We start from the raw sequence: 25226 nt of genomic DNA, 5'->3' as shown, positions 1-25226 counted from the left end.
GGCCGGGGATGACTGACACCTCCACCTTCCCCGATCCGGTCTATCGCGACACGGTTCTGGCGCCGCTTTTCGAGGGGGTCAAAACCCATTACGCGGCGTATATGGCGGTGATCAACCGGGCGCATCTGGTGATGCTGGTGGAAACCGGCATTCTGGAACAGGAGACCGGCACCGAAATCGCCGCTGCGCTAAGCGCCATCGCGGCGGAAACGGATCTGGAGGGTCTCACCTATACCGGCGCGCATGAGGATTATTTCTTCTATGTCGAGGATCAACTGAAACAGCGCCTTGGCCCTGATCTGGCGGGCGGGTTGCACACGGCCCGGTCGCGCAACGACATGGATCATACGGTGTTCAAGATGGCCCTGCGCGGCCGGACCGACGCGATGCTGCGCGCGCTTCTGACCCTGGCCGAGGCGCTGATCGCAAAGGCCCGGGCCGAACGGGACACCCCGATTGTCGCCTATACCCATGGGCAACCGGCGCAGCCCTCGACCTTCGGCCATTACCTTGGCGCGGTGATCGAGGTGCTTTTATCTGACATCAGCCGTCTGGCCCAGGCCCGCGCGGCGCTGGATCTCTGCCCGATGGGGGCTGCGGCCATCACCACCTCGGGCTTTCCGATTGACCGGTCCCGCGTCGCGGACCTGCTTGGCTTTACAGCGCCGAAGCAGAATTCCTATGGCTGTATCGCCAGTGTCGATTACATCACCGGGCTCTATTCGGCGCTGAAACTGCCGTTTCTGCATCTGGGCCGGGTGGTGCAGGATATGGGGTTCTGGTCGGCTTTCGAGGTCGGGCAGCTTTATGTGCCCAATGCGCTGGTCCAGATCAGCTCGATCATGCCGCAAAAACGCAACCCGGTGCCGATTGAACATCTGCGCCACCTGTCCAGTGTCACGGTCGGACGCTGCGATACAATGCTGGCCACGATGCATAACACCCCCTTCACCGATATGAATGACAGCGAAGGCGAGGTGCAATCAGCCGGCTATGGCGCGTTTGAAACCGGCGGCCGGGTTGTGGCGCTGATGACCGCCCTGCTTCCGGCCTGTTCGATCCGCGCCGACCGGGTGCGCGCCAATGCGGATGCGGCCTGCGTCACCATCACCGAACTGGCCGATACGCTGGTGCGCAGGGAAAACCTGTCCTTCCGTCAGGCCCATGAGATCGCGGCGGCCACCGCACAGGCCGTGATCGCCCGCACCGCACCGCTGGCCCGTGGCTATGACGCCTTTGTCACCGCGTTTAAGGCACAGACATCGCGCCCGCCCGCGTTGACCCCCGAGGCCTTTGCCCAGGCTGTTTCAATTGAGACCTTCATCCGGCGACGCACGGTCTTTGGCGGCCCCGCCCCCGATGCCCTGGACGCCGCCCTTGACGGGTATGCCGCCACCGCAGGCGATCTGCGCCGCGCGCAGGACATATCCGACACCCGCCTGGCCCGGGCCGGCGCCACCCTGACCGATGCTTTCCAGACCCTGACGGAGCTTTCATAAATGGCCAATCTCGCCCTGCGCGATCTCGTGAAATCCTATGATCAGACCGAGGTGCTGCATTCGATCAATCTGGACGTGGCCGATGGCGAATTTGTCGTCTTTGTCGGCCCTTCCGGCTGTGGCAAATCCACGACCCTGCGGATGATCGCCGGGCTGGAAGAGGTCACATCGGGCACGGTGGAAATCGGTGGCCGGGTGGTCAACACGCTGGAACCCAAGGACCGGGACATCGCGATGGTGTTCCAGAATTACGCGATTTATCCGCATATGACCGTGCGCAGGAATATCGCCTTCGGACTGCGCACTGCCAAGATGACACGGGCCCGGAAAGACGCCCGGATCGAAGAGGTCGCAGACCTGCTTGGCATGACGGAATATCTGGACCGGAAACCCAACCAGCTGTCCGGCGGTCAGCGGCAGCGCGTGGCCATCGGCCGGGCCATGGTGCGCGACCCGGCGGTGTTCCTGTTTGACGAACCGCTCAGCAATCTTGATGCGCAACTGCGCACCCAGATGCGGCTGGAAATCAAGAAACTGCATCGCCGGGTGCGCAGCACGATTGTGTTTGTCACCCATGATCAGGTCGAGGCGATGACCATGGCCGACCGGATCGTGATCATGAAAGACGGGTATATTCAACAGATCGGCAGCCCGGCCGAGGTGTATCACAGCCCCGCCAACACCTTCGTTGCGCAATTCATCGGCGCGCCGTCGATGAACCTGATGGATGGGCAGGGCAGCGCATCGGGCGTCACCTTATGGAACGGGGTTGATCTGAAAACCGGCAAAGGTGCCGGGGCCGAGGGCAAGGCGGTCAGCGTCGGCATCAGACCGGAAGACCTGCATGTGACCGAAACCGGCGGGATGCTGAGCGGTACGGTCTCGGTTGCCGAACCGCTTGGCGCGGAAACCCTTGTCTATGTGGATGTGGACGGGCAGGAAATGATCGCCTCGGCCTCGGGGCGGACACCGCCCAAAGCGGGCGACCGGATCTCGCTGAACCTTGAGGCGGAAAACCTGCATCTGTTCGATGCCGCCAGTGGCCAGGCCCTTGCATGACCCTGTCTGACCGGATTCTGACCGCAGGCCGGATTTATTGCGATCTGGTCTTCACAGAGCTTGACGCGCGCCCCGCCCCGGGGCGGGAGGTCTTTGCCGAGGGGCTGGCGCTGCGGGCCGGGGGCGGTGCCTATATCACCGCCGCCTATCTGTCTGCGCTTGGGCATCAGGCCGCGCTGATCGGCACCCTGCCCGTTGCACCGTTTGATGCCGTCATTCGCGCCGAAATGGCCGAAACCGGGGTTGACCCGATCTGCACCCCCGCGCCGCCGGGCAGCGACCCGCAGATCACGGCGGCCTTCATGCATGGCAATGACCGCGCCTTTGTCACCCGCAGACCGGGACCCGCACTGACCGTGACCGGCCCCCTGCCCGCCGCGCGGCATCTGCATCTGGGGGAGATCACCACCGCGCGCGATCACCCGGAACTGATCCCCATGGCGCGGGCTGCGGGCATGAGCCTGTCGCTGGATTGTTCCTGGGACGGGCAGGCGCTGGCAGGCTGTGATCTCTCCGGGATCATTGCGGCGGTCGATCTGTTCTTTCCCAATGAGGCAGAGGCCGCGGAACTGCACCGCCACGGGGTTGATGCCAGCCCGAAGGTTGCAACAATCATCAAACTGGGTGCCCAGGGGGCCGAGATCCGCCCGGCGCGGGGGCCGGTGCAGCACTGCGCCGCGAAACAGGTGAGGCTGAAAGACACAACCGGCGCGGGCGATGCGTTCAATGCCGGGTTTCTGAGCGCCTGGCTGAAAGGGCAGACCGCTGCGGAGTGCCTTGATCTGGGCACCTATTGCGGCGCGATTGCCGTGGGCCGGGTGGGCGGTGCCGGCGCCCTGCCGCCTCTGGACAGCCTTGCCATGCCGCTGCACGAGGCCGGGCAATAAGCGTGTTACTACAGGCCTGCAGCGCGCTGCCGCCACCCATGAACAGATAGCGGCAGATTTCTCAACAGACCCTACAGCCCCGCAGTTTCGCGATGCGTCCCGCCCTTTTCCGAGGCTGCTGTCACCGTCACCGCCGCCCCCGGTCGGGTCGCCCTGACCAGCCATTCGACCTTTTTCGTCACCGGCGACCATTGCTGGCCCCAGTTCGAATAGGCATAGCGCCGTTCGTTGCGCCCGGCCAGATTGCCAAGCGCGACCGTATCGGGGGTCATCAGCAGATCGGCCCCGTCACAGTCAAGCGTGACCGAGACCGGCTTTGCCACCCCGTTCTGCACCGCCACATCCGACAGGTTTGTCGGCAGATAGCCATGGTTTGACACCACCGCCGTGACCTTGTGCAGATCTGCCCCCAGGGCCTCCACATCAAGACTGTCCACCGCGATGCGCGGCGCGGCGGCGGCATGGCGCAGGTTGAACAGCACATTGTTATGGCAGATCTCTTCCAGAAGTGTGCCGGGCGGGTTTCGATAGCTCCAGATATAGACCATGCCGCCAATCTCGACCGGGCCAAGCTGCGGATGGTCGAACGGCTCCCAGTCGCGAAAGCCATGCGCGCCCAGATGTTCGACCACCCAGTCGAAAACCTGCCGCGTCGTGGCCGCGTCGCGGGGCCCCAGATTGTAATAGCCCTCTTTCGGCACGCCTGCCGTGCGCTCCAGATCCCAAAGCTCGGTCGAGAAACAGATGATCCCCATCTCTTCATAGACCCAGTCTTTCAGGCTGCCATGGCGGGCCTTGGATTTGTCCGGCGTGAACTCCTCATAGGTGGATATCGTCGGATAACCGGTCAGTCGTTCGCCCACCGCGCCCAGATCCTTGTAAAGCGCCAGATCGGGCGGGCTCATCTCGGCATCGAATTTCATCATCGAGGGGCGCAGGATGATGCCGCCATGGGTGTGATAGGCGCACATGCCCGCGATATTGGGATGGTTCAGGATCACCTGGCCCATCCCCATCGCCTCGGGTTCGGAAAACGGATAGGCCCCCGCGCCATATTCCTGCGGCGACCAGTTGATCGGGAAATTGCGGTTCATATTGCCGTCTTCCTGCGGGTCGATCTGCACATGAACACCGTCGTAATTCTCGATCAGCCCTTCGGGGTAAAGCCGATAGTATTCCCCGCCCTCCTCGCCCGGTTCGCGCTGCACCAGAATGCGCGGTTCATCCGGGTCTTTCTTCCATTCGCCCCTGGGGTCGGGCACACGCATCTGCACGATATAGCCATCGCCGTTGATATCCTGCGGGATCAACCCGTCAATCCGATCTTCGCCGGGCAGGAACCTGCCATTGCCGCACCAGGGATGATAGGGCGCGGTCAGGGCGTATTCGGCCCCGTCCGGGTTGATGCGCGGGATGATGTAGAACACCTGCTGATCCACCAGCCGCGTCACTTCGGCATCGTGTCCATAGCGGGTCAGCAGATACCAGCAGGCATAAAGCGCGGTGGCGCTGGTTGCATGTTCTTCCGCATGGATCTGCGCGTCGATATAAAACCCCGGCTTTTCCAGCGCCGGGCCGGTTTCGGGGTTGGTGATGGTCATGAACCACACCTCGCGCCCGCGAAAGCTTTTGGCGATGGATGTCAGCGTGCAAAGCCCGGGATATTTCGCCGCCAGCGCCTTGAGATGGGCGGTCATCGCGTCATAGTCGTGATAGGTGTCAAAGGCGATATCGACCTTGGGCATCGGTTTGTCCTTTCAGAGTGGCGCGCTTGAGGCGCGGCCGAACGGGTGTGTGATATTGGCGGTCTTCCGGGGCATCAGCGCGCCTTTGCCTGTGACAGGTCCCAGGCGTTCAGACGCTGCCCCGACAGGGCGGCATCGCGGCTGCTGGCGATATGGGCAAAGGCGGGCGCCAGACCCTCGGGCGCGATCCAGTCTGCTTTCAGCTCGGGCGGGTAGTTCCGCTCCGACATCGGTGTGTGCATCGCCTTGCCCGGGGTGATGGTGCAGGACAGGATGCCATGCGCCGCGCCCTCCATCGCCAGACATTTCGAGAAACCTTCCAGCGCGTGTTTGGCCGCGCAATAGGCGGTTTCATCCACGAAGCCCTTGATACCGGATTGCGAGGACACAAAGATCAGCGCCCCGCCGCCGCCCGCCTTCATCCCGGGCCAGACGGCCTGCGTCAGTTGGAAGGCGGCCTGAATGCCCACATCCATCGTGGCCCGGAATGTGGCCAGGCTGACCTGCTCCACCGGTTCGGGATGCAGGATCGCCGCATTATGGATCAATGTGTCCACCGGGCCGGGCAGCTCGGCGATGGCCTGTGCCGTGGCCTCTGCATCCGCCAGATCGACGGGGATGCCCTGCGCCTGACGGCCGATCCCGGCACATACCGCTGCCAGCCCGCCCGCATCCACATCCATCAGCACCAGATCGGTCCCATGGCCCGCAAAGACCCGGGCAAGCGCCGCCCCAAGCCCGGCCCCCGCGCCTGTGATCAGAACCCGCTGATCTGACAGGGCGGGCATCAGGCCGCGCCTGACATATCAAGCGCTTCCCATCTGCGGCTGGCGGTCGAGGCGATGACCGCATCCAGCACCATCTGATTGCGCAACCCGTCCACGAAACTGGCGCCGCGCTGCAGCTCCCGGTCTTCCTTGATCGCCGCGACCAGTTCCTGAAGGGCGGCGAGAACCGAGACATTCCAGATGCCCTTGTTCAGCCCCTCCAGCCCGGCATTCGGATCATCAACGCTGATATCGGCAAAGCTGTCACCGGCGCGCGCGAAATAGAGTTTTTCATCGCTGTTCGACAGGGTCAGCGTGCCCTTCGCGCCGAAGACCTGCGTTTCATTGCCCATATTGGCGGCGGCCACCCCGCTCATGAACACCTGGGCCAGCGCGCCGGACTGCATCTCAAGCGTAAAATATGACAGGTCATCGGCGGTTGCTGTCCAGGCCTCCCCGGTTTTGGCATCCACCCGGTCCGGCACAATTGTCAGGGCCTGCCCGATCACCGCCGCAGGCTCCCCCAGCCACCAGCGCAGCATATCCACCTGATGCGATCCGTTCGCCCCCAGCCGACCGCCGCCCATGGATGCATCCGACCACCAGTCGCCCCGGGGACGCGAGGCCGGATCAGCCCAAGAAGCGCCGATATTGCTGATATTCACATGGCGGATTTCGCCCAGATCGCCGCCCCGGATCATCTCGGCCATGCGCGCGCGGGTCGGGTTGAAGCGCAATTCATGGTCGATCATATGCAGCCGTTTCGCGGCCCGCGCGGCGTCCAGCATATGGCGCGCCTCGCCCGCATTCATCGCGGTGGGTTTCTCGCACAATACATGGGCGCCACCGGCCAGCGCCGCGCAGGTCATCGGCGCATGCATCACCGTGGGCGTGGCGATGCAGACCAGATCAAGCGCGTGACCCTCCAGCATCTTCTGCCAGTCGTCATAGACATGGGCGATGCCATAAGGTGCCGCCGCCGCTTTGGCGCTGTCGATCCGGCCAGAGGCAAGCGCCACCACCGTCGCGCCCTCAATATGTTCGAAGGCCGGCAGATAGGCGTTGCGGGCGAAACTGGCCCCGATGATCCCGACATTTAACATGATCGCTCCTCCAATATTCCTGCGCGATCCCGGGCCGGGCGCGCATCTGTTCGCTCAGGCGGCCAGACCCGCCCTGATCTCTTCCATATCAACGCTCTCCCGGCGGGCAGAGGCACGAATGCATCCCTCCAGCATCATCAGCGATTGCAGATGATCCCGACCGGTGCAGTCCGGCGCCGCGCCCCGGCAGGTGGCGACAAACCCGTTGAGCAACGCACGCGCATCGCTGATCCAGGGCGTGTGATCCGGCAGCGGCACAGGCGTCATCTCAGGGTCCATCCGCCGCGCAAAAGCCAGATCGCCGAACATGTCGCGCTGCATCACGATCCCGCCATCGCAATCCGTGCGCCAGTTGAAATTCATCGGTTCATGCCCGGCCTGCCAGGTGCCCTGATAATTGACTGTCAGCCCGCTGTCGAAATGGATCAGGGCAGACACGTTGGTATCGCCTGCATACATCGTCCAATCCGGGTTGAACGTGTGGGCCTGGATCGACACAGGCTCCACCCCGTAGACATAGCGCATCAGATCAAAATGATGGATCGACTGTTCCCAGAGCATCGGGTGATCCATGGTCAGGGGGTAGGAGTTCAGCCAGGACTGGGTGCCATCGCGCCAGCGTTCATAGGTGAAGCGGCCAAATCCAGGGCTGCCGACAGGGCCATCGGTCAGCAGGTGGCGCATCGCCTGGGTGACGGCCAGATAGCGGAAATTCAGACCGACGATCAAAGGCACGCCCGCCGCCTCGGCCATGGCCACGAAGCGCGCGGCGGTCGCGACATCATCCGATAGCGGTTTTTCCGCAAGAATGGCCAGCCCATGGTCGCAACAGACGGTGATCTGCGCCAGACGCCCGGCAGGCGGTGTGCAGAGCAGCACCGCCTCGACCCCGACAGTGCCGATGATATCCTCCAGCGCCGCCGCAACGGGACGGCCCGGATATGCCTCGCGCGCCCGGTCGCGGGCCGCCGGGTCGGGGTCACACAGGCCCACAATTTCCACATCCGGGCTGTCAGAGGCCACCTGCAACCAGGTCCGCGCCCGGGCGCCAAGGCCAGTGATGATCAGGCGCAGCGGGGTCATGGCATGGCCACCTGCGGGATCAGACTGTCCAGCGCGGCCGCCATCGGGGTCCAATGGGCGCGGTTGAACAGGGTTGGATGATTGCTGCCCATGGGCTGGCGCAAGGCGGGATGCGGTGGCGGCGCCAGACGGATCAGCGTGCCCGGCACCCGCGCGGCAATCGCCCGCGCCGTCTCAAGATCGCTTTGGACGGGCGGCGTGCCCGCATGCAGAACCGGGGGGCCATCTTTTGGGAAATCCCCCATCAGACCGGCAATCGCCTCGGCCAGATCGGGCAGCCAGGACCATTCGCGCAGGGCCTCGGGTGTCTGTGTGGTGATCACCCGGCTGCCGCGCGCCTCGGCCAGCATGCGCGCCACAAGGCAAAGCGTCTGACGGGTTTCGCGCACCACCTCATGAGGTCCGAATATATTGCCAAGCCGCAGGCTGAGCGTGGCAAACCCCGTTTCGGCGGCGGCCGCGGTGAGGTCTTCACCGGCGCGTTTGGCCGTCGCATAGGCGCATGAGGCGCTTGGGCATGTTACTTCTGTGAACCGACCGTCCGGCACCGGCCTGTCACCGGGGCCGAAGACCCCCATGGAACTGAGGAACAGGAAATCTGTGGCCCCGGCCCCGCGCGCGAAATCCAGCGCCCCGGTCAGCAATTCCACATTCTGCCGGATATGGGCCGCCCTGCTGATCAACAGGCGCGCAGGCGGCGCGGTGATCGCCGCGCCATGGATGACCGCAGAAAACGCCGCGCCTTTCAGACCGGCCAGCACCTCTGGCAGCGGTGCTTCGATCCGGCGCAGGGGCCCCAGACGCGCCCGGGTGGGGGCATCGAACCATTGATCCACCGCCAGCACATTCCGGCCCGCATGATGCAGGGCCAGAGCAATTTCGGAACAGACAAACCCGCCAGCGCCGGTGACAAGAACAGGTTTATCCCTCATCATGGCGGGGTCTGGTCGCCGGCGATGCGCACGGCCTTGGCAATGGCATCCGCATGGTCCGGCCCGGAGGCCGTGAAGGGCGGGCGCACACGGGCCAGGCCGGGATCGCCCGCCTGAAGCGCCACCGCCGCCTTGATCGACGGGATCAGCGGCAGGCCTTCGAATATCCCGCGAACCTGACTGACCTGATCATGGCAGGCGGCTTGATCCGGGCCGTCCAGCGCGTCGATCAACGCGCGGATGCCCCTTGGGTTCACATTCGAGCTGGCACTGATGCAGCCCGCACCGCCCGCGGCCACGTTTTCCGGGATCAGGGATTCCGAGGCGGAATAGGTGTCAATCTGCGGGAAGGCCGCGATCACCGACGCCGTATTGTCCCAATCGCCCGAACTGTCTTTCAGACCGGCAATGGCACCCGGATAGGCGGCGATCAACCGCTCGATCAGTGGCAGGGTGATCGGCACGCCGGACATTTGCGGGATATGGTACAGATAGATGCGCAGATCGGGGCCGACCGCCTCGATCACCTGCGCATAGGCGTCAAACACGCCCGCATCGCCGACACCCTTATAGAAGAATGGCGGCAACATCAGAACCCCCCGGCACCCCAGCCTGGTCGCATGGGCCGAGAGGGTGATTGTATCGCCCGCCGCGCAGCATCCGGTTCCGGGGATCAGTTGAGACGGAGAGATCCCGCCCGCGATCAGCGCCTCAAGCGCGGCTGTCCGTTCCGCCACAGACAGGGAATTCGCCTCGCTGGTGGTGCCGAATGGCGCCAGCCCATGGGCTCCGCCTGCGATCAGGGCGCGGGCATGGGCCACGAACCGCTTCGTATCGACAGACAGATCAGCGGCGAACGGTGTGATGGTGGGAACAAACAGCTCAGTCTTGCGGGGGGTCATGACAGGTCTTTCAGGCGCGGCGCGGGCAAGGCGCCTTGGGGTTATTAGGTGGGCGCGATCAGGGTCAGTGGCGCAATGGTGCGGAACTCATCATCCTGCACCGGACCGCCACGCCACATCAGCACGGTGAAATGGCCCGGGCGATCCAGAACCGTGGCCCCAAGATGCCAGACACCGGGGTTGAAGATCACCCCCATTGTGCCGGGCATCAGAAAGGCCAGAGCCTTGTCGGCGCAGGGCCCGCCCTTTGCATCCGATGGCATCACCATCACCGCATACCGCGAGACATCAAGCGGGAAAAAGCATTGGGACGCATAAGGGTGACGTTCGATCCGCGACACAACAAGCGGCAGGCTCTGCGGGGGCACATTATTGACATGCAGCACAGGGGCGCTTGTGTCATGTCGTGAATGCAGCGTGTCGCTGTAAAACCGGCGCGTGCCCGGCGCATCCGGCGGCATGACCAGTTCCCCGAACGGCGCGAAGGCCGCGGCATCCGGCGGTCTGAGCGGCAGGATCGGCCCGCTCATCCGCCCTGCCCCGGCGGCACGGCCTGACGCCAGAAATCCGCGATCTGATCGCGCCCGCAGACCCAGACATCCGCCCGCCCGGCGATATGATCCATGAACCGGATCAGCCCCGCCAGCCGCCCCGGATGGCCGATGATCCGCGGATGCAACCCCACTGACATCATTCGCGGCATGTTTTCCGCCTCGGCCAGCAGAATGTCGAAACTGTCGATCAGAAACCGGGCATAGGCATCGGCGGAAAACACATCGCCCGACAGAAACCTGGTGTCATTGGTGACCATGGAATAGGGCACCACCAGATGCGGGGCACCTGCGACATCGGTCCAATAGGGCAGATCATCATTATAGGCGTCGCTGTCATACTCATACCCGCCATGGGCCACCACCAGACCGCGCGTGGCGGTGGAGGCGGAATAGCGGCAATACCAGCCCCGTGGCGAACGGCCCAGGGTCCGGGTCAGGCTGGCATGGGCCTTTGCGATATGTTCAGCCTCGGTGTCGGGATCCAGATGGTAATGTTCGATCCAGCGCCAGCCATGGGCGCAGATATCCCAGTCGGTGGCGGCAATCGCGGCGGCGATCCCGGGCGCGCGTTCAAGCGCCAATGCGCAGGCAAACACCGTCAGCGGAAGGCCCCGCGACCGGAACAGGCGATAAAGCCGCCAGAACCCCACGCGGGAGCCGTATTCATACATGCTTTCCGCCGCCAGATCCCGATCCCCCACCGGCACCCGGCTGGCGCGCACCTCGCTGAGCGCGGTTTCAGACCGGCCATCGCCGTCGCCGATGGAATATTCCGATCCTTCCTCGACATTCAGCACGAAGTTCACTGCAAGCCCGGCCCCGTTCGGCCAGCGGATATCGGGCGGGTTGGCCCCGTACCCGGTCAGATCGCGCGACCGGATCACCGGCGCGTCTCGCAGCGTTCCCTTGGCGGGCTCAGTCACGCGGCCCCTCCACCTTGTTGAAGAAACAGCACCAGTCACCCCGGTTCACATTGGGCAGCGCGCGCAGGCCAAAGAACATCCCATCGGCGGGGGCATGCAATTCCCCCACCGGATCACCGAAGATATTGACGATCGTGGCAATCCTGTCGCCCTTCTTCATCATGGTCAGGAAATCCACGCCCTCTTCGGGCAGGAAGATGCCCGAGGCAGGCGCCAGAAGCGCCTCCTGGCTGCCCTTGGTGCAGGGGTCGGGATAACTCGCCTGCCCATCCAGCATGTCGTAATGGTAACAGATGTTCAGAATGGATTTGGCCAGTTCCGTCCCCACATAACGAAACCGCTCGGGCGAGGTATGGGACCGCCCGCCAAGTTCCACGGTGATCCCCACCTTGCCGGCGGTGTTCATCGCCGCCATCGGGCTGCCGGTTTTGGTGAAATTCGACATGATGCAGCCCCAGCCCGCGCCCATGGCTTTCGCCAGTTCGACACTTTCGGGCCGTTCATCCACAAAGATCGCCTTGTCGAGGAAGGAATGCGCCCCGCCGGAATGGATCGAGATTTCCAGATCCGCCACGTCTTTCATTGCCTGCCAATGGGCATCGGCCACCCGGTCCGAGAAATAGCCGTCGGGCTTGCCGGGATAAATCCGGTTCATGTCATAGGTGAACGTATCAAGCGGGTTGCCCCGTTCCGCCGCCGAAAAGGCCAGCGGGTTGACGCAAGGCACCATCACAACCGCCCCGCGCAGCCTGGCCGGGTCGATCTGCCTGCTGGCCATCATGCAGGCCAGCGGCCCTTCGGGTTCATCCCCATGGATCGCCGCATTGACCCAGAAGGTCGGGCCCGCGCCCGCGCCATTGATCACCAGAACCGGGATCTCGACCTTCACCCCCCCGGCCAGATCCCCCGCCGGGATTGCGCCGCGGACCATTTCCCCCGGGCGCGCCGTGGCGGTGCCGACGCTCAGGCTTTCCTCTGCATATGTGCTCATACCGCCTCGGCCCCCGATTTCTCATAGGCCGCAAGCTGTTCGGGCGTGTAGACCTGCATGAATTCAATCTCGATCCCGCCCGCGTCATTGTCCAGAAACGCCACCCAGCCTTCGGGATGGGCATGGCTGCCATAGACGCCGCAAGCCTGACAGATGCGCAATTCGGCGCCCTGGCTTTTGGCATGGGCCAGGGCATCGTCGATATTATCGACCTCGTAGCAGATATGATGCAGGCCCTCGGCGCCGCGCTCCCTGATCCAGGTCGCAAACCGCCCGTCGGGATCAGTGGACTGGCAAAGCTGATATTCGATCCCGCCCAGATAGAACAACGCGACCTTGTTGCCGGATTTCGGAAAATGGGTGATCCCGGTCTCGGCGGGCACATGCAGGAACTGCGCATAGGCCTTGAGCGCTTTTTCCGCATCGCTGACCGCAAAGGCCATATGCTTGATGCTTCTGATATTGGGGTTGTCGGATTTGACGGTCATCCTGCTGGTCCTGTCCTGCTGTTTCAACTGGCCACGGCGCGGGCATCTTCACGAAACCGCGCCACCACATCTGCCATCCGTTTCATCGCGGTTCTGATCCGGTCCACGGGCTGGGTCATCGACATGCGCACGAAATCATCGGTGTGATCACCGTAAATCCTGCCCGGATACATCATCACCCGGCCCTCGGCCAAAAGCCGTTCGCAAAACGCGCCTGCGGTGATGCCCAGGCCCAGACTGGCGACATTGGCATAGACATAGAACGCACCCTGCGGTTCGGCATAGCCCATGCCCATCGCATCCAGCCCCTCGCAGATCGCACGGCGGCGGCCATCATAGGTCTTGCGCATCTCTTCCACGCAGTCCTGCGAGCCGGTCATCGCCGCAAGGGCCGCGTGCTGGCTGACCGCCGCGGTGGAGATGGCAAAGGCATGATTGACCTCGGACATCGGCATGATCAGATCGCGCGGACCGGCCAGATAGCCGATCCGCCAGCCGGTCATCGCATAGGCCTTGGAAAACCCGGAAAGCGTGATCGTCCGCTCCTTCATCCCCGGCAGGGAAGCCACCGGCAGCACCGTGTTGTTGCCATAGGTCAGGCGGGCATAGATCTCGTCGGAAATCACGATCAGGTCGTGTTTGACTGCAAGCTCGGCAATCCGGCGCACCTCGTCAGGCGGTGTGACGGACCCGGTCGGATTGTTGGGATTGATCAGAACAAGGATCTTCGACCGGTCGGTGATATGCGGCGCGATCATCTCGGCGGTCAGGGTGAAATTCGTCTCCATCGTCATCGGGATCGGCACAGTCACCGCATCCGACATCTCGGCCGCCTGACCATAGGGGTTATAGCCCGGGCATGGCACGATGATCTCATCCCCCGGGTCCAGAAGCGACAGGGCGATGATGAACATGCCCTGCTGCCCGCCGGGGGTGATCATGATTTCATCGGCGGCATACTCCGCCCCGCCATAGGCGCGGATATTCCCGGCAATCGCCTCCCGCAGGGGCAGGATGCCAAGCGGATGGGTGTAATGGGTGGCGCCATTGGCCAGCGCCGCCTGCCCCGCCCTGATGATATGGTCGGGCGTGTCCAGATCCGGGTCGCCCCGGCCCAGCTTGATTACATCCTCCAGCCCCTCGGAGATATCGAGCATCCGCGTGATCAGCCCCCCGTCAGACAGTTTGACCCGTTTGGCCAGACGCGCGGCGTTTGGTGATGTCATGATCGTCTCCTCCGGGGCCGGGCTCAGACCAAAGCGTAGATATCCGAGAATTTGCGGGTCAGATGGGCGATATAGGGCTCCGGGTCGAGGGCGCGCCCGGTGGCCTTTTCCAGCAATTCATCCCGGCTGTAGCGGCGGCCATGCCGGGCCACCTTATCGGTCAGCCAGTTGCGCAGCGGGGCGTAATCGGCCCCGTCCAGCGCGGTCTGGATACCGGGGTTTTCGCCGGTGGCGGTATCAAACAGTTGCGCCGCCATGATATTGCCGATGGTGTAGTTGCAGAACGTGCCGATCTGACCGGATGACCAGTGGACATCCTGCAACACGCCTTGCCCATCATCGGGCACGTCGACCCCAAGGTATTCCTTCATCGCCGCATTCCAGGCCTCGGGCAGATCGGCCACATCAAGGGAGCCGTCAACCAGCCGGCTTTCCAGATCGGTCCGCAGCATGATGTGGAAATCATAGGTCAGCTCATCGGCCTCGACCCGGATGAAACTGGGCTCTGACCGGTTGACGGCGCGATAGAATTCCTCCTCCGTCACATCGTCCAGAGTGCCGGGATAGGCGGCGCGGATATCGCCCATATGGTTGGCCCAGAACGCCCGGCTGCGCCCGACATGGTTTTCCCACAGGCGCGACTGGCTTTCATGGGCGCCGAAACTGACACCGCCCACGGCGTACAGGCTGATCAGATCGGTGGCCAAAGGCGTGCGCGTATAGGCCGGATCGACACCCTGTTCATACATCGCATGCCCCGCCTCATGCAGGGCACCGAAGAGAGACATCGGCATATAGGTCTTGTTGACCCGCGTGGTGATCCGCACATCATCGCGGGTGAAGGACACCTCGAACGGATGCACGGTGGTGTCCAGTCGCCCGCGATCGGTGTCATAGCCGATCCGCCGGGCCATGTGCAGCGCGAACTGCATCTGCGCCTGTTCCGGATAGGCGCGAAACAGGAAATCCGACCGGGGCTGGTCTGCCTCTGCGATTGCCCGGACCAGCGGCAGCATGCCCTCCCGCAGGCGGGCGAACAACGCCTTCAGCCCCGCCGTGGTGGTGCCCGGTTCAAACCGGTACATCAGCGCGTCATAGGGATGGTCGTCATAGCCGATGGCCTGGGCCATTTCGCGGTTGATATCGACCATCGTGGTCAGGACCCCGGAAAAGATCGAGAAATCCGCCTTTTCCCGCGCCTCTGCCCAGATCTCATGGGCGGCAGAGCCAAGCTCGGTCTTGCGGCGCAAGAGTTCTGTCGGGATCCGTTCGTGATAGGCGATGGCCTCGCGCACCTGCGCCACAATCCGCGCCTCGGGGCTGTCTTCGGGCTTGCCAGCAATCTCGGCCCCGGCCCCGTCCAGCGCGCGTTTGGCCTCGTCGGAACACAGCAGGTTGCGGGCCGCCACCGCCAGGGTCGCCAATTGCCTGGACCGGCTGTCGGCCCCGGCCTTCGGCATCATCGTGCGTGCATCCCAGGACAGAACAGACCCTGCATTCAGAAAATCATTCACCCGGCCCATGACGTCGGTCAATCCTGCATAGCTCATCCTGGCCGCTTTCCCTTTCACATATCTGCACACCGGGCGGTTTTCGGGGAAACCATCCTGCCGGGCGCAGGGTGCTTGACACTCCATTCTGCTCGTGTATCCCAGATGGACAAGAGCAATGTCGACAATATACTGATGGCAAGGAAGCCAGCGGAAGTCAAACCAAAACATTGCTGTCTGCCCGCCGCCAAACCCAGCAAAGGAGCCACGCCCCGATGCCAAGCCTGACCACCAATGAAACCAGCCTGGTCGAGATGGCCGTTGCCGGCGTGATCACCACACCGGCGGTGCGGCCGGGCCAGTATATTCCCCATCCCGACGGGCGCGCGACGGTTCTGCCGGGCATGTATGGCATCACCTATAATGTGCGCTGCGGCGACCGCGCCTTTGGCTGGGCGGGCGACCATGTGGAACCGGGCGTGTCGATTGATGATGATGCCAATTCCGGCCGGCATCACGCGCTGCATTACCTCAACTGCATCGGCAATGAGGCGCTGGTCACAAGCGGGATGGCCGCAGGCGCACGCGGCATCGTGGTGGGGGAACATGCCCGCATTCTGGTGCAGTTCGCGCCCGAGGCCCATGCGGTGATGGCCCCGGGCGACCGCATTCAGGTGACGGCTCTGGGCCAGGGTCTGGCGCTGACCGATTACCCCGGTATCGCCCTGAAAAAGATGAGCCCACGCCTGTTTCACGCCATGGGTATCGCCGAGGTCGCGCCGGGCCGGCTGCATGTGAATGTCGCGATGGAACTGCCGATCCGCATCATGGGATCGGGTGCGGAACTGAACTCGGAATATGTGGATCAGGACCTGATGTCGGGCGACCGGACGCTGATGGCAGAGCTGGGCATCGACAAGATGCGCCTTGGCGATCTGATCGCCATCCGCCACGCGGATCATCACTGGGGCCGGTCCTACCGAAAGGGGGCCGTTTCGATCTGTCTGTGCATCCATGGCGACAGCGTGATGACCGGCCATGGCCCGGGGATACTGACGCTGATGACAGCGCGGGCGGGGGAAATCGACTTCACAATCGACCCCGCCGCAAACCTTGCCACCCTGCTTGACCTTGGAGACTGACATGCCCATCCAAACCAACGCCGCCGATATCGTCACCGTCTCGGTCATGGGCCAGGTCGCGAACCCGGCCCTGTCCGGTCTGCCCGCCGAACCCTATCGTCTGACAGCAGATGGCACGCCCTTTCTGTGGCCCACATTCGGCGGCATCGTCTATAATGTCACCGTCGGCGACAGCGCCTTTGGCTGGTCGGGCGATTGCATCCACCCCTCGGTCAGCATCGCCCATCCCGATGCCAACAAGAACCGGGGGCTGAATGTCTTTGCCTGTGTCGGCAATGAGGCCATGATCACCAGCGGGGCCGCAAAAGGCGCGCGCGGGGTGGTGACCGGCAAATCGGGCCGGTTTTCCGATCAGGTGATCATCCATTTCGATCAGGAGACCCGGCGCAGGATCGCCGTCGATGACCAGATTCTGGTGAAAAGCGAAGGCGTCGGTCTGGCCCTGCCCGACATGCCGGATGTGGCGTTCAAATCGCTCTCCCCTGCCCTGTTCGATCTGTTGCCCAAACGGGTTGAGGACGGGGTGCTGAAGATCGGCATCTGTGCAATTGTCCCGCCGCATTTTGTCGGCGCCGGGGCCGGCCTGACATCCGAAGGCGGGTCACTCCATATCCAGTCCAGTGACCGGGCGGAACTTGCAAAACACGGGCTCGACACGTTGCGGCTTGGCGATCTGGTGGCGATCCAGGATGCCGACAGCCGCTATAATCACGGCTATCTCAGGGGTGCGATGAGCATCGGGATTGTCGGGCAGACCGACGGCCCGCGCGCGGGCTATGGCCCCGGCATGACCGTGGTGATGACGGCCCCCGCGGGCCAGCTTGGCTGTTTTGACGCGCCGGGCACGAATATCGCCGATCTGCTGGAGATCTCCGCCTGATGTCTCAGCCCATTGCGATGACCAATATCGACCGCAGCGCGTTGCGCCAATTCGTCGCCGAAGGGTTCGAGGCGCTTGGCCTGACCGCCGGGGATGCAGGCATTTTCGCCGATGCGCTGATCTTTTCCGAACTCAGGTTCCATCCCGGTCAGGGCCAGGGCGTCGCCCGGTTGCGGCGCTATCATGACCGGATCAGCAAGGGCGAGGTGAACCCGCGCGCGGGCTGGTCGATTATAAAGGAAGGCCCGGCTCTGGCCCTTGTCGATGCCCATAACGGGATCGGAACCGTGGCCGCCGCCAAAGCCATGGCGCTGGCGATCAAAAAGGCCAAGGACGGCGGGATCGGCACGGTGATTATGCGTAATTCCACCCATTACGGGTCAAGTGCAGTTCACGCCTGTCAGGCGCTGGATCAGGGCTGCATCGGCATCGCCTATACCAATGCAGGCCCCGAAATGGCGCCCTGGGGCGGGCGTGAAGGGGTGACCGGCACCAACCCCTGGTCCATCGCCGCGCCTTCGGATCAGGGGTTTCCCACGGTGCTGGACATCGCGCTGACCACCGCCGGGAAGGGGATGATGAACTGGTATATCCGCGAGGGGAAAAAGATGCCGCTGGACTGGGCGATCACGCCAGAGGGCGCGGAAACGGATGATCCGGCCGCCGCGCTCAACGGTCCGCTTCTGGGGATCGGCGGGCATAAGGGCTATGGGCTGGCCTTCATGACCGAGGCGCTGACCGGGGTGTTGTCGGGTGGCGGTTTCGGGCTGACACCCTATGCCGACCCGATGAAACTGGATGTGTCGCACAGCTTCACCGCCATCGACATCTCATGGTTCATGGACCCCGATGATTATGCCGCGCGGATGGGCCAATTCGTGCAGATGGCCAAAAGCCGCGCGCCGCGCCCGGGCTTTGACGAAATCCTCGTCCCCGGCGAGCAGGAGGCCCGCCGCACCGCCGCCAAATCGGAAAACGGCGTGCCGATTGATGATCTGGTGCTGGCCGATATGCAGGCGCTTGGGCGGGAGCTTGGGCTGAACACCACGCTGGAGGGCCTCGGCCCCTATCGCGGCGCAACCCTGTGACCGGGACGGCCCCAAAGCCGCTGACCCCGGGGTTTTTCGCCGCAGCCCGCGACCGGCTGCGCGCACGGGCCGCCGCCGCCGGGCTGGACGGTCTGCTTTTGTTGCGCGCGCCCAATCTGGCCTATGCGACCGGCTTGTTCCTGTCGGCCAATGAACGCCCCATGGGTCTCTGGCTGCCTATCTCGGGTGACCCGATCCTGATGCTGCCCGGGCTGGAACGCGAGAATGCGGAAGGCACCGGGCTGGGTGATCTGCGATTCTATGAGGAATTCCCGGGGGAAACACCGGCGGTTCTGTGGATGCTGGCGCAGATCGGCCGCAAGACCATCGCCATCGACCATCTGGATGCGGTGTATCTGGAGGCCGCACGCGGCGCGCTGCACCGGCTTGACCTGACGGATCACGCGATGCGCGAACGCAGCCTCAAGCGCCCCGAAGAGATTGCCCTGACGGTCGAAGCCGCAGGCTTTGCCGATCTGTTCCTGTCCCGTCTGCACACCGTCGCGGGCGACATCATCTCGCAGGGCGGGACCGAGGCCGATCTGATGGCCGCCGCGATGTCTCATGCGCGTGGCGCGCTGATGGACCGCCACAAACACGCTTTTGCCGGGACACCCATGGGCATCACCGCCTCGGTCCATTCCGGGCCGCGCGCCGCCCTGCCCCATGGCGCGGTGCTGGAACGGGTGCCACGCCCCGGCGACACGCTGATTGCCGGGATCGGGGCCAGCCTTGGCGGTTATCACGCGGAAAGCGGCGTGACCCTTGTTGTGGGAGAGATCAGCCCCGAACAGCGCCGGATCATGCAGGCGATGGCCGATTGCAATGACGCCGCCATCGCCGCCTGCGCCGCGCATCAGACCTGCACCGCAGTCAATGATGCCGCGCTTGACCGACTGCGCGCCGCCGGTCTTGGCGATGCGATCCGCCACCGGATCGGCCATGGCATGGGGCTGGAAGGCCATGAAGCCCCCTGGCTTGCCCCCGGCGATCAGACACAGATCTGCCCCGGTATGATCTTTTCCAACGAGCCCGGCATCTACCGCCCGGGCCGTGACGGATACCGCACCATCAACACCATGATCGTGACCGAAACCGGGGTGGATATCCCCTCCCGGTTTCAGACCGACACCCCGATCGACGTCCGCGTTATCGCAATCTGAGGAGCCCCGGAGATGCCCGAACCCGCCGCCTGGAAATACCAGAAGATCACCAAGCCGATGTTCGACGCCCCGCGTGTCAACCGGTTGTTCTATGGCCGCGTGATCACCTGCGTCGGGGATCAGGTGATCGAAGATGGCTATGTGCATCTGAAAGACGGGAAGATTGCCGCCACCGGCGCGCGCGGCGATCTGAAACGCGCACCGCAGGGCGCGCAGGTGACCGACACGGCGGGCCAGACCCTGATGCCCGGCATGATGAACAGCCACGCGCATCTGAGCTGGGACGGCATTCATGAGCTGAGCCAGCAAAGCATGTTCGACCCGCCCGAAATCCGCGCCTACAAGGCGGCGGGCAATATGCTCAAATCCCTGCGCGCGGGCATCACGCTGGTCCGCGATCTGGGGGTGCATGACGCCAATCTGTTCACCAAACAGGCGGTGGCGCAGGGCATCTTTCCCGGGCCGCGCCTGCTGGTATCGGGCGAAAGCATCATCCAGACCGGCGGGCATACCTATTGGGTCTGCCGCGAAGCCTCGGGCGCCGATGAGATGCGCCGCGCGGTGCGTGACCAGGTCAAGGGCGGCGCCGATCTGATCAAGATCATGGCCTGCCATGACACGCTGGAATTCACCGATGAGGAGCTTCACGCCGTCATTGACGAGGCGCATCGCAACGGCCTGCCGATCACCGCCCATGCGACCTATAATGACTGCATCGCGCGGGTGGCCGAATTCGGCGTCGATTGCGTGGAACATGGCGGCTCGATGAGTGATGCGACGATCCAGATCCTGCTGGACCGGAACCTGCCCATCGTCACCACCTTCTCGGCCCTTGTCATTCAGGCCAACCCGGAAATCGCCCGCGCCTTCGGCATTCCCGAATGGAAGATCGAGGAACGCCAGAAAGCCGTGGCTGACAAGACCCGGTTTGACGGGCTGGTGCGCGCCGCAAAGGCCGGTGTGCCGATTGTGTTCGGCACCGATGCAGGCAGCCCGGCGGTGGAACATGACCGGATCGTGCCGGAACTGGGCTTCATGGTCGAGATCGGCGTCTGCCCCGACAATCTGGATGCGCTGCGCGCCATCACCGCCCGCGCCGCAACGCTGAACGGCTATGGCGACAGGCTGGGCACGCTGGAGGCCGGAAAGCTGGCCGATATGATCGTGGTCGATGGCAAGCCCGATCAGGATCTGGCCGCGCTGGAAAGGATCACGATGACTTTCATCGACGGAAAAAGGATGCATTGAGCCATGGCAAATTCTCTTCTGCTGGACCGCCTTGCGCCCCGCATCGTCGAGGAAGACGGCGCCTTTCGCACCCGGATGCTGAACATCGCCGCGGGCCGGGACGATGTGATCGCTCTGGGCCGGGGCGACCCGGATTTTCACACACCGGCCCATATTGTCGAGGCGGCGAAATCCGCGCTGGATGACAATCAGCACCATTATACCGGCCCCACGGGGATGGCGCCCCTGCGACAGGCGATTTCCGACAGGCTGCGGGCGGATTACGGGCTGTCCTATACCGCCGATGAGATCATCGTCACCGCCGGGGTGCAGGAAAGCATCATGCTGTGCATGCTGGGGCTGGTCCGGCCGGGCGACGAGGTGCTGGTGACCTCGCCCCGCTTCACCACCTATGACACGGCGGTGCATCTATGTGGCGGCATCCCGATCCCGGTGCCCACCTATCAGAAAGACGATTTTGCCCTGGATGTGGGTGAGATCGAGGCCCGGATCAGCGACAGGACCCGGATGTTCGTTCTGGTCTCTCCCAACAACCCCACCGGGGCGGTGACACCGCCTGAGGTGATCCGCAAAATCGCGGATCTGGCCGTCAAACATGACATTCTGCTGATCGCCGATGAAATCTATGCCAGGCTGATCTATCCGCCCCATGAACATCTGTCGATCGCCACCTTGCCCGGCCTGAAAGACCGGACCATCACATTGAACGGGTTTTCCAAAACCTATGCGATGACCGGCTGGCGGGTCGGTTATATGGCGGCCCCTGCGGATTTTGTGGAGGCACTGACCGAACCGCGCCACACCCTGTCGATCAACACCTGCACGATCTCGCAACATGCCGCCTTGGCCGCCCTGACCGGCCCGCAGGACGAGATCGAGACCATGTTCACAGCCTATGGGGACCGCCGCGCCTATCTGATGGCGGCGCTGACCGAGGCGGGGCTGAGCTATGGCGCGCCGGGCGGGGCGTTTTACATCTACACCAATATCTCGGCCACGGGCATGACGGCCAAACCGTTCTGCGAGGCCCTGCTGCGCGACACCGGGGTGATGGTCTTTCCCGGCGATATGTTCGGCGAACCCGACAGCGATTTCATCCGCATCTCCTACCTGCAGCCACTGCCGCTGATTGAAGAGGCGATGGGGCGGATCAAGGGGTTCATCGACGCGCATAAAGGGGCGGCAGCATGAGCAATATGGCCCCCGACCCGAAGGATAAATTCGTCGGCATTCAGGTCAGCCCGATCAGCTTTATCGACGAAGGGGTCGATACGGTTCTGGACACGCTGCAAACCCGTGTCGGCGTCAATGTGCTGATGCTGGGCACTGTCAGCTGGCTTGGCCTGAAAACCGGGCGCAGCATTGCCCATGCGCTGGATGGCTGGCCCGATCACGGGGTGCCCGAACCCTTCACCATGAAGGGCGGCGCCTATTTCAACCCCGATCCGCGCTTCTATTCCAAGACGATCATCAAGGATTTCCGCGCCAGGGATGCCGAGATGGAGGGGATCGACATCCTCGGTCTGGTCCTGCCCGAAGCCCATAGGCGCGGCATGAAACTCTATGTCGAACTGATGGAGCCGTTCTTCAAATATGCGGGCCATGGCTCGGTCAACACTATCGACATCCCCAATCTCGCCACCTGTATGGAGGTGGATGTATTCGGCCGCCGCAAGGATGAGCCCAGCACTTCGAACCCAGATTACCGCAACTGGATACATGCGATCATCGAGGATCAGGTGCGCAATTACGACATTGACGGGATCATGTGGTGCAATGAGCGCAACAGCCCGCTGGACCAGATGATGCAGGGCCAGGCCCCGGGCGATTTTTCCGATGCCGCCCGGGCCGAGGCGCTGGCGCGCGGCATTGATGTGGAGGCCTGCCGGCGCGGTTGCATCGCGATGTATGACTTCATGCAGGCCGCGATTGCCGGTCAGGAATTTGACGATGGCGCGTTCATCACCTTCATCCGCACCTTGATGGACCACCCCGAAATCCTGATCTGGGAACGGTTCTGGCTGGAACGGAACAAGGATCTGGATCGGGAACTTTACGGGCTGGTCAAATGGTGCAAACCCGATCTGCCCTTCGGTCTCAATGTCTGGAACCGCAATCATTTCAATCTGTTCCGCCGCGCCCAATGGCCGTGGGAGGAACAGACGCTTTATGCAGACTGGGTCAAGCCGATCACCTATCAGCACCAGTCGGGCGAAATCTGGCACAAGGAATTCGGGGTCTTCCACCAGACCATCCTGCGCGATTTCGACCCGGTCACCGCCGCCGCCGTCCTGCAGGCGATACTGGGTCTGACGGAGGCCCCTCTGGATCAGGTGATCCAGCAGGGCATGGACCCGGATACCTATGTCTATGGCCAATGCGCCGATGCGCTGCGCGGGGTGCATGGCAAGGCCAGGGTGTTCATGGGGCTGGGCATCGATGCGCCCCGGGTGCGCGCGGATCAGGCGAAATGCACCCCCGATATCGCCTATCGTTCGGTCATGGCGACCTATCGCGCGGGTGGGCATGGGGTGGTGTTGTCGCCCAATTACGCCTCGATGCATCTGAGCAATCTTGATGGCGTGGCCAAGGCGCTGGACGAGTTGGGGTTGAAGACGTGACCGCGCTCGACAGGGTGATCACCGGGGGTGAGGTGCTCCTGCCCGATGGGCTGCACCGGGTGGATCTGGGCATCGCAGATGGCCGGGTTGCGGGGCTTTACAGCCCGGGCAGCGCCCCCGGGGCCACAGACCGGGTTGATGCCACGGGCAAAACCGTTCTGCCCGGCATCGTCGATATCCATTTCCATGTCCGCGCGCCCGCCTATCCCGAACGCGGCACGGTTCTGTCGGAAACCCGGGCGGCCGCAGCAGGCGGCGTGACCACGCTGTTCGAGATGCCGATCTCGAAACCCTGCTGTTCAACGCCCGGGGAATTCGCCCGCCGCCGCGATCATTTCCGCGACAACGCGGTGATCGACTTCGCGCTTTATGCCGCCCCGGGCGATCTGACCGAGGCTTCGCGCGACCGGATGCTGGATCTGGGCGCCATCGCCTTCAAGATCTTCACCACGCCCGCGCCCGCCAACCGCGCCGATGAATTCGACGGTCTGGCCTTCCCCGATGAGGCCGATCAGCTGCGCGCCCTCACCCTGCTTGCGGGCACGGGCCGCCCCGTGGTTGTCCATGCGGAAAGCGCCGGGCTGCTGGCGCATTTCGAGGCACAGGCCAAGGCGCTGGACCCGGGCGATGCCGCCACCCATGGTCTCTCGCGCCCGGCGATCTGCGAGGCGGTGGCCGTGGCCAAACTGCTGGCGATGAACATCACCGCACAGGCGAAACTGCATATCGCCCATGTCACCTCTGCCGAGACAGTGCAGGTGCTGCGCGGTTTCGCCGGAACCTCGGATTTCACGGCCGAGACCTGCCCGCAATATCTGTTTGCCACCGAACAGGATGTCCGCCGCGCGGGCGTCTATGCCAAGGTCAACCCGCCGATCCGCCATCAGGCCGATCAGGATGCGCTGTGGCAGGCAATCGCGGATGGGGTGATCAATTATGTCACCACCGACCATGCCCCGTTTTCGCGCGCCGAAAAACAGGCCGCCGAGGGCGATTTTCCGGCCGCGCCCCCGGGCGTGCCCGGGATCGAGTTCATTCTGCCCGCGATGCTGGATGCGGTCGCCCAAGGCCGCCTGAACCTGAAACGCGCCCATGATCTGATCTGTGCAAATGGCGCAAAGCGCTATGGACTCTACCCGTTCAAGGGGGCACTAATGCCGGGAAGCGCCGCGGATGTGACCCTTGTCGATCTGGCCTCTGAAACGGTGCTTTCGTCTGACATGCTCCACACACATGCCCGCGAGGTGGCCCATTTGTTTGCAGGGCGCAGCCTGCGCGGCAGGGTCTGCCAGACGATCCTGAAAGGCCGTACCGTATTCCTTGACGGGGATGTCACGGGGCCACAAGGCGCGGGTGAATTTGTCACGCCACCGCCGGAACATGACGCGCAAATTGCGGTAGCGGCGGGCTGACACGCCCGGCCTGACCCTCCTTT

23 protein-coding genes are annotated in these 25226 nt (G+C 63.6%); 11 read left to right on the top strand and 12 right to left on the bottom strand.

Annotated features, from left to right (window positions below; all coding sequences use genetic code 11):
- Nucleotides 1-8: 8 nt before the first annotated feature.
- Genes argH through E2K80_RS03775 form a run of 3 tightly spaced genes read left to right on the top strand, consistent with a single transcriptional unit; the run spans nucleotide 9 to nucleotide 3445 of the window.
- Nucleotides 9-1499, top strand: coding sequence for an argininosuccinate lyase (argH, locus tag E2K80_RS03785; RefSeq protein ID WP_135372925.1), 1491 nt, complete (start codon nucleotides 9-11; stop codon nucleotides 1497-1499).
- Complete coding sequence (locus tag E2K80_RS03780; protein ID WP_135372923.1) at nucleotides 1500-2558, top strand: ABC transporter ATP-binding protein; 1059 nt, start codon at nucleotides 1500-1502, stop codon at nucleotides 2556-2558.
- Complete coding sequence (locus E2K80_RS03775) at nucleotides 2555-3445, top strand: carbohydrate kinase family protein (protein ID WP_135372921.1); 891 nt, start codon at nucleotides 2555-2557, stop codon at nucleotides 3443-3445. Before E2K80_RS03780 ends, E2K80_RS03775 begins: the two co-directional genes overlap by 4 nt.
- 71 nt (nucleotides 3446-3516) lie before the next feature.
- Here E2K80_RS03775 and E2K80_RS03770 read toward each other — a convergent pair whose 3' ends face one another.
- From E2K80_RS03770 to E2K80_RS03715, 12 genes are all read right to left on the bottom strand, one after another.
- Nucleotides 3517-5190 (bottom strand): M14 family metallopeptidase, encoded by a 1674-nt coding sequence (locus tag E2K80_RS03770; RefSeq protein WP_135372919.1) that lies wholly within the window; start codon nucleotides 5188-5190, stop codon nucleotides 3517-3519.
- Nucleotides 5191-5264: 74 nt separating this feature from the next.
- Nucleotides 5265-5978: an SDR family NAD(P)-dependent oxidoreductase gene (locus E2K80_RS03765; RefSeq protein WP_135372917.1), complete on the bottom strand. Its 714-nt coding sequence runs from the start codon at nucleotides 5976-5978 to the stop codon at nucleotides 5265-5267.
- Nucleotides 5978-7060, bottom strand: coding sequence for a Gfo/Idh/MocA family protein (locus E2K80_RS03760; RefSeq protein WP_135372915.1), 1083 nt, complete (start codon nucleotides 7058-7060; stop codon nucleotides 5978-5980). Before E2K80_RS03760 ends, E2K80_RS03765 begins: the two co-directional genes overlap by 1 nt.
- Before the next feature lie 54 nt (nucleotides 7061-7114).
- Nucleotides 7115-8143 carry a Gfo/Idh/MocA family protein gene (locus E2K80_RS03755; RefSeq protein ID WP_135372913.1) on the bottom strand — a complete coding sequence of 343 codons (1029 nt, stop codon included), beginning with the start codon at nucleotides 8141-8143 and terminating at the stop codon, nucleotides 7115-7117.
- Nucleotides 8140-9078 (bottom strand): NAD-dependent epimerase/dehydratase family protein, encoded by a 939-nt coding sequence (locus E2K80_RS03750; protein WP_135372911.1) that lies wholly within the window; start codon nucleotides 9076-9078, stop codon nucleotides 8140-8142. The genes E2K80_RS03755 and E2K80_RS03750 overlap by 4 nt, the downstream gene beginning before the upstream one ends.
- Nucleotides 9075-9977 (bottom strand): dihydrodipicolinate synthase family protein, encoded by a 903-nt coding sequence (locus tag E2K80_RS03745; protein ID WP_135372909.1) that lies wholly within the window; start codon nucleotides 9975-9977, stop codon nucleotides 9075-9077. The genes E2K80_RS03750 and E2K80_RS03745 overlap by 4 nt, the downstream gene beginning before the upstream one ends.
- A 44-nt stretch (nucleotides 9978-10021) precedes the next feature.
- Nucleotides 10022-10507, bottom strand: a complete 486-nt coding sequence (locus E2K80_RS03740; RefSeq protein WP_135372907.1) for an ureidoglycolate lyase — start codon at nucleotides 10505-10507, stop codon at nucleotides 10022-10024.
- Nucleotides 10504-11454: a polysaccharide deacetylase family protein gene (locus tag E2K80_RS03735; RefSeq protein WP_238475647.1), complete on the bottom strand. Its 951-nt coding sequence runs from the start codon at nucleotides 11452-11454 to the stop codon at nucleotides 10504-10506. Before E2K80_RS03735 ends, E2K80_RS03740 begins: the two co-directional genes overlap by 4 nt.
- Complete coding sequence (locus E2K80_RS03730) at nucleotides 11447-12445, bottom strand: succinylglutamate desuccinylase/aspartoacylase family protein (RefSeq protein WP_135372905.1); 999 nt, start codon at nucleotides 12443-12445, stop codon at nucleotides 11447-11449. Before E2K80_RS03730 ends, E2K80_RS03735 begins: the two co-directional genes overlap by 8 nt.
- Complete coding sequence (locus E2K80_RS03725) at nucleotides 12442-12933, bottom strand: VOC family protein (RefSeq protein WP_135372903.1); 492 nt, start codon at nucleotides 12931-12933, stop codon at nucleotides 12442-12444. The genes E2K80_RS03730 and E2K80_RS03725 overlap by 4 nt, the downstream gene beginning before the upstream one ends.
- A 23-nt stretch (nucleotides 12934-12956) precedes the next feature.
- Nucleotides 12957-14159, bottom strand: a complete 1203-nt coding sequence (locus E2K80_RS03720; protein WP_135372901.1) for a pyridoxal phosphate-dependent aminotransferase — start codon at nucleotides 14157-14159, stop codon at nucleotides 12957-12959.
- A gap of 23 nt (nucleotides 14160-14182) precedes the next feature.
- Nucleotides 14183-15709: a carboxypeptidase M32 gene (locus E2K80_RS03715; RefSeq protein ID WP_135372899.1), complete on the bottom strand. Its 1527-nt coding sequence runs from the start codon at nucleotides 15707-15709 to the stop codon at nucleotides 14183-14185.
- Between the two features lie 215 nt (nucleotides 15710-15924).
- On the opposite strand from E2K80_RS03715, the gene E2K80_RS03710 reads away from it, so the two are divergent.
- From E2K80_RS03710 to E2K80_RS03675, 8 genes are read left to right on the top strand one after another with little or no spacing between them, the layout of a single operon-like run.
- Entirely contained in the window at nucleotides 15925-16791 is an 867-nt protein-coding gene (locus E2K80_RS03710; RefSeq protein WP_135372897.1) for a DUF4438 domain-containing protein, read from the top strand.
- Nucleotide 16792: 1 nt separating this feature from the next.
- The gene (locus tag E2K80_RS03705; RefSeq protein WP_135372895.1) at nucleotides 16793-17671 is read left to right on the top strand and encodes a DUF4438 domain-containing protein; all 879 of its coding nucleotides are present in this window, start codon (nucleotides 16793-16795) and stop codon (nucleotides 17669-17671) included.
- On the top strand, nucleotides 17671-18759 hold the full coding sequence (locus E2K80_RS03700; RefSeq protein ID WP_135372893.1) for an Ldh family oxidoreductase: 1089 nt from the start codon (nucleotides 17671-17673) through the stop codon (nucleotides 18757-18759). Before E2K80_RS03705 ends, E2K80_RS03700 begins: the two co-directional genes overlap by 1 nt.
- On the top strand, nucleotides 18756-19922 hold the full coding sequence (locus E2K80_RS03695) for a M24 family metallopeptidase (protein WP_238475646.1): 1167 nt from the start codon (nucleotides 18756-18758) through the stop codon (nucleotides 19920-19922). The genes E2K80_RS03700 and E2K80_RS03695 overlap by 4 nt, the downstream gene beginning before the upstream one ends.
- Before the next feature lie 12 nt (nucleotides 19923-19934).
- Complete coding sequence (locus E2K80_RS03690) at nucleotides 19935-21170, top strand: metal-dependent hydrolase family protein (RefSeq protein ID WP_135372891.1); 1236 nt, start codon at nucleotides 19935-19937, stop codon at nucleotides 21168-21170.
- Between the two features lie 3 nt (nucleotides 21171-21173).
- Nucleotides 21174-22361, top strand: coding sequence for a pyridoxal phosphate-dependent aminotransferase (locus E2K80_RS03685; protein WP_135372889.1), 1188 nt, complete (start codon nucleotides 21174-21176; stop codon nucleotides 22359-22361).
- Nucleotides 22358-23791, top strand: coding sequence for a hypothetical protein (locus tag E2K80_RS03680; RefSeq protein WP_135372887.1), 1434 nt, complete (start codon nucleotides 22358-22360; stop codon nucleotides 23789-23791). The genes E2K80_RS03685 and E2K80_RS03680 overlap by 4 nt, the downstream gene beginning before the upstream one ends.
- Complete coding sequence (locus E2K80_RS03675; protein ID WP_135372885.1) at nucleotides 23788-25203, top strand: dihydroorotase; 1416 nt, start codon at nucleotides 23788-23790, stop codon at nucleotides 25201-25203. The genes E2K80_RS03680 and E2K80_RS03675 overlap by 4 nt, the downstream gene beginning before the upstream one ends.
- The last annotated feature ends 23 nt before the right edge of the window (nucleotides 25204-25226 follow it).

The organism is Rhodophyticola sp. CCM32 (genome assembly GCF_004751985.1).
In the GTDB taxonomy this organism is placed as follows: Bacteria; Pseudomonadota; Alphaproteobacteria; order Rhodobacterales; family Rhodobacteraceae; genus Rhodophyticola.
This window is presented reverse-complemented; position numbering and strand designations above follow the sequence as displayed.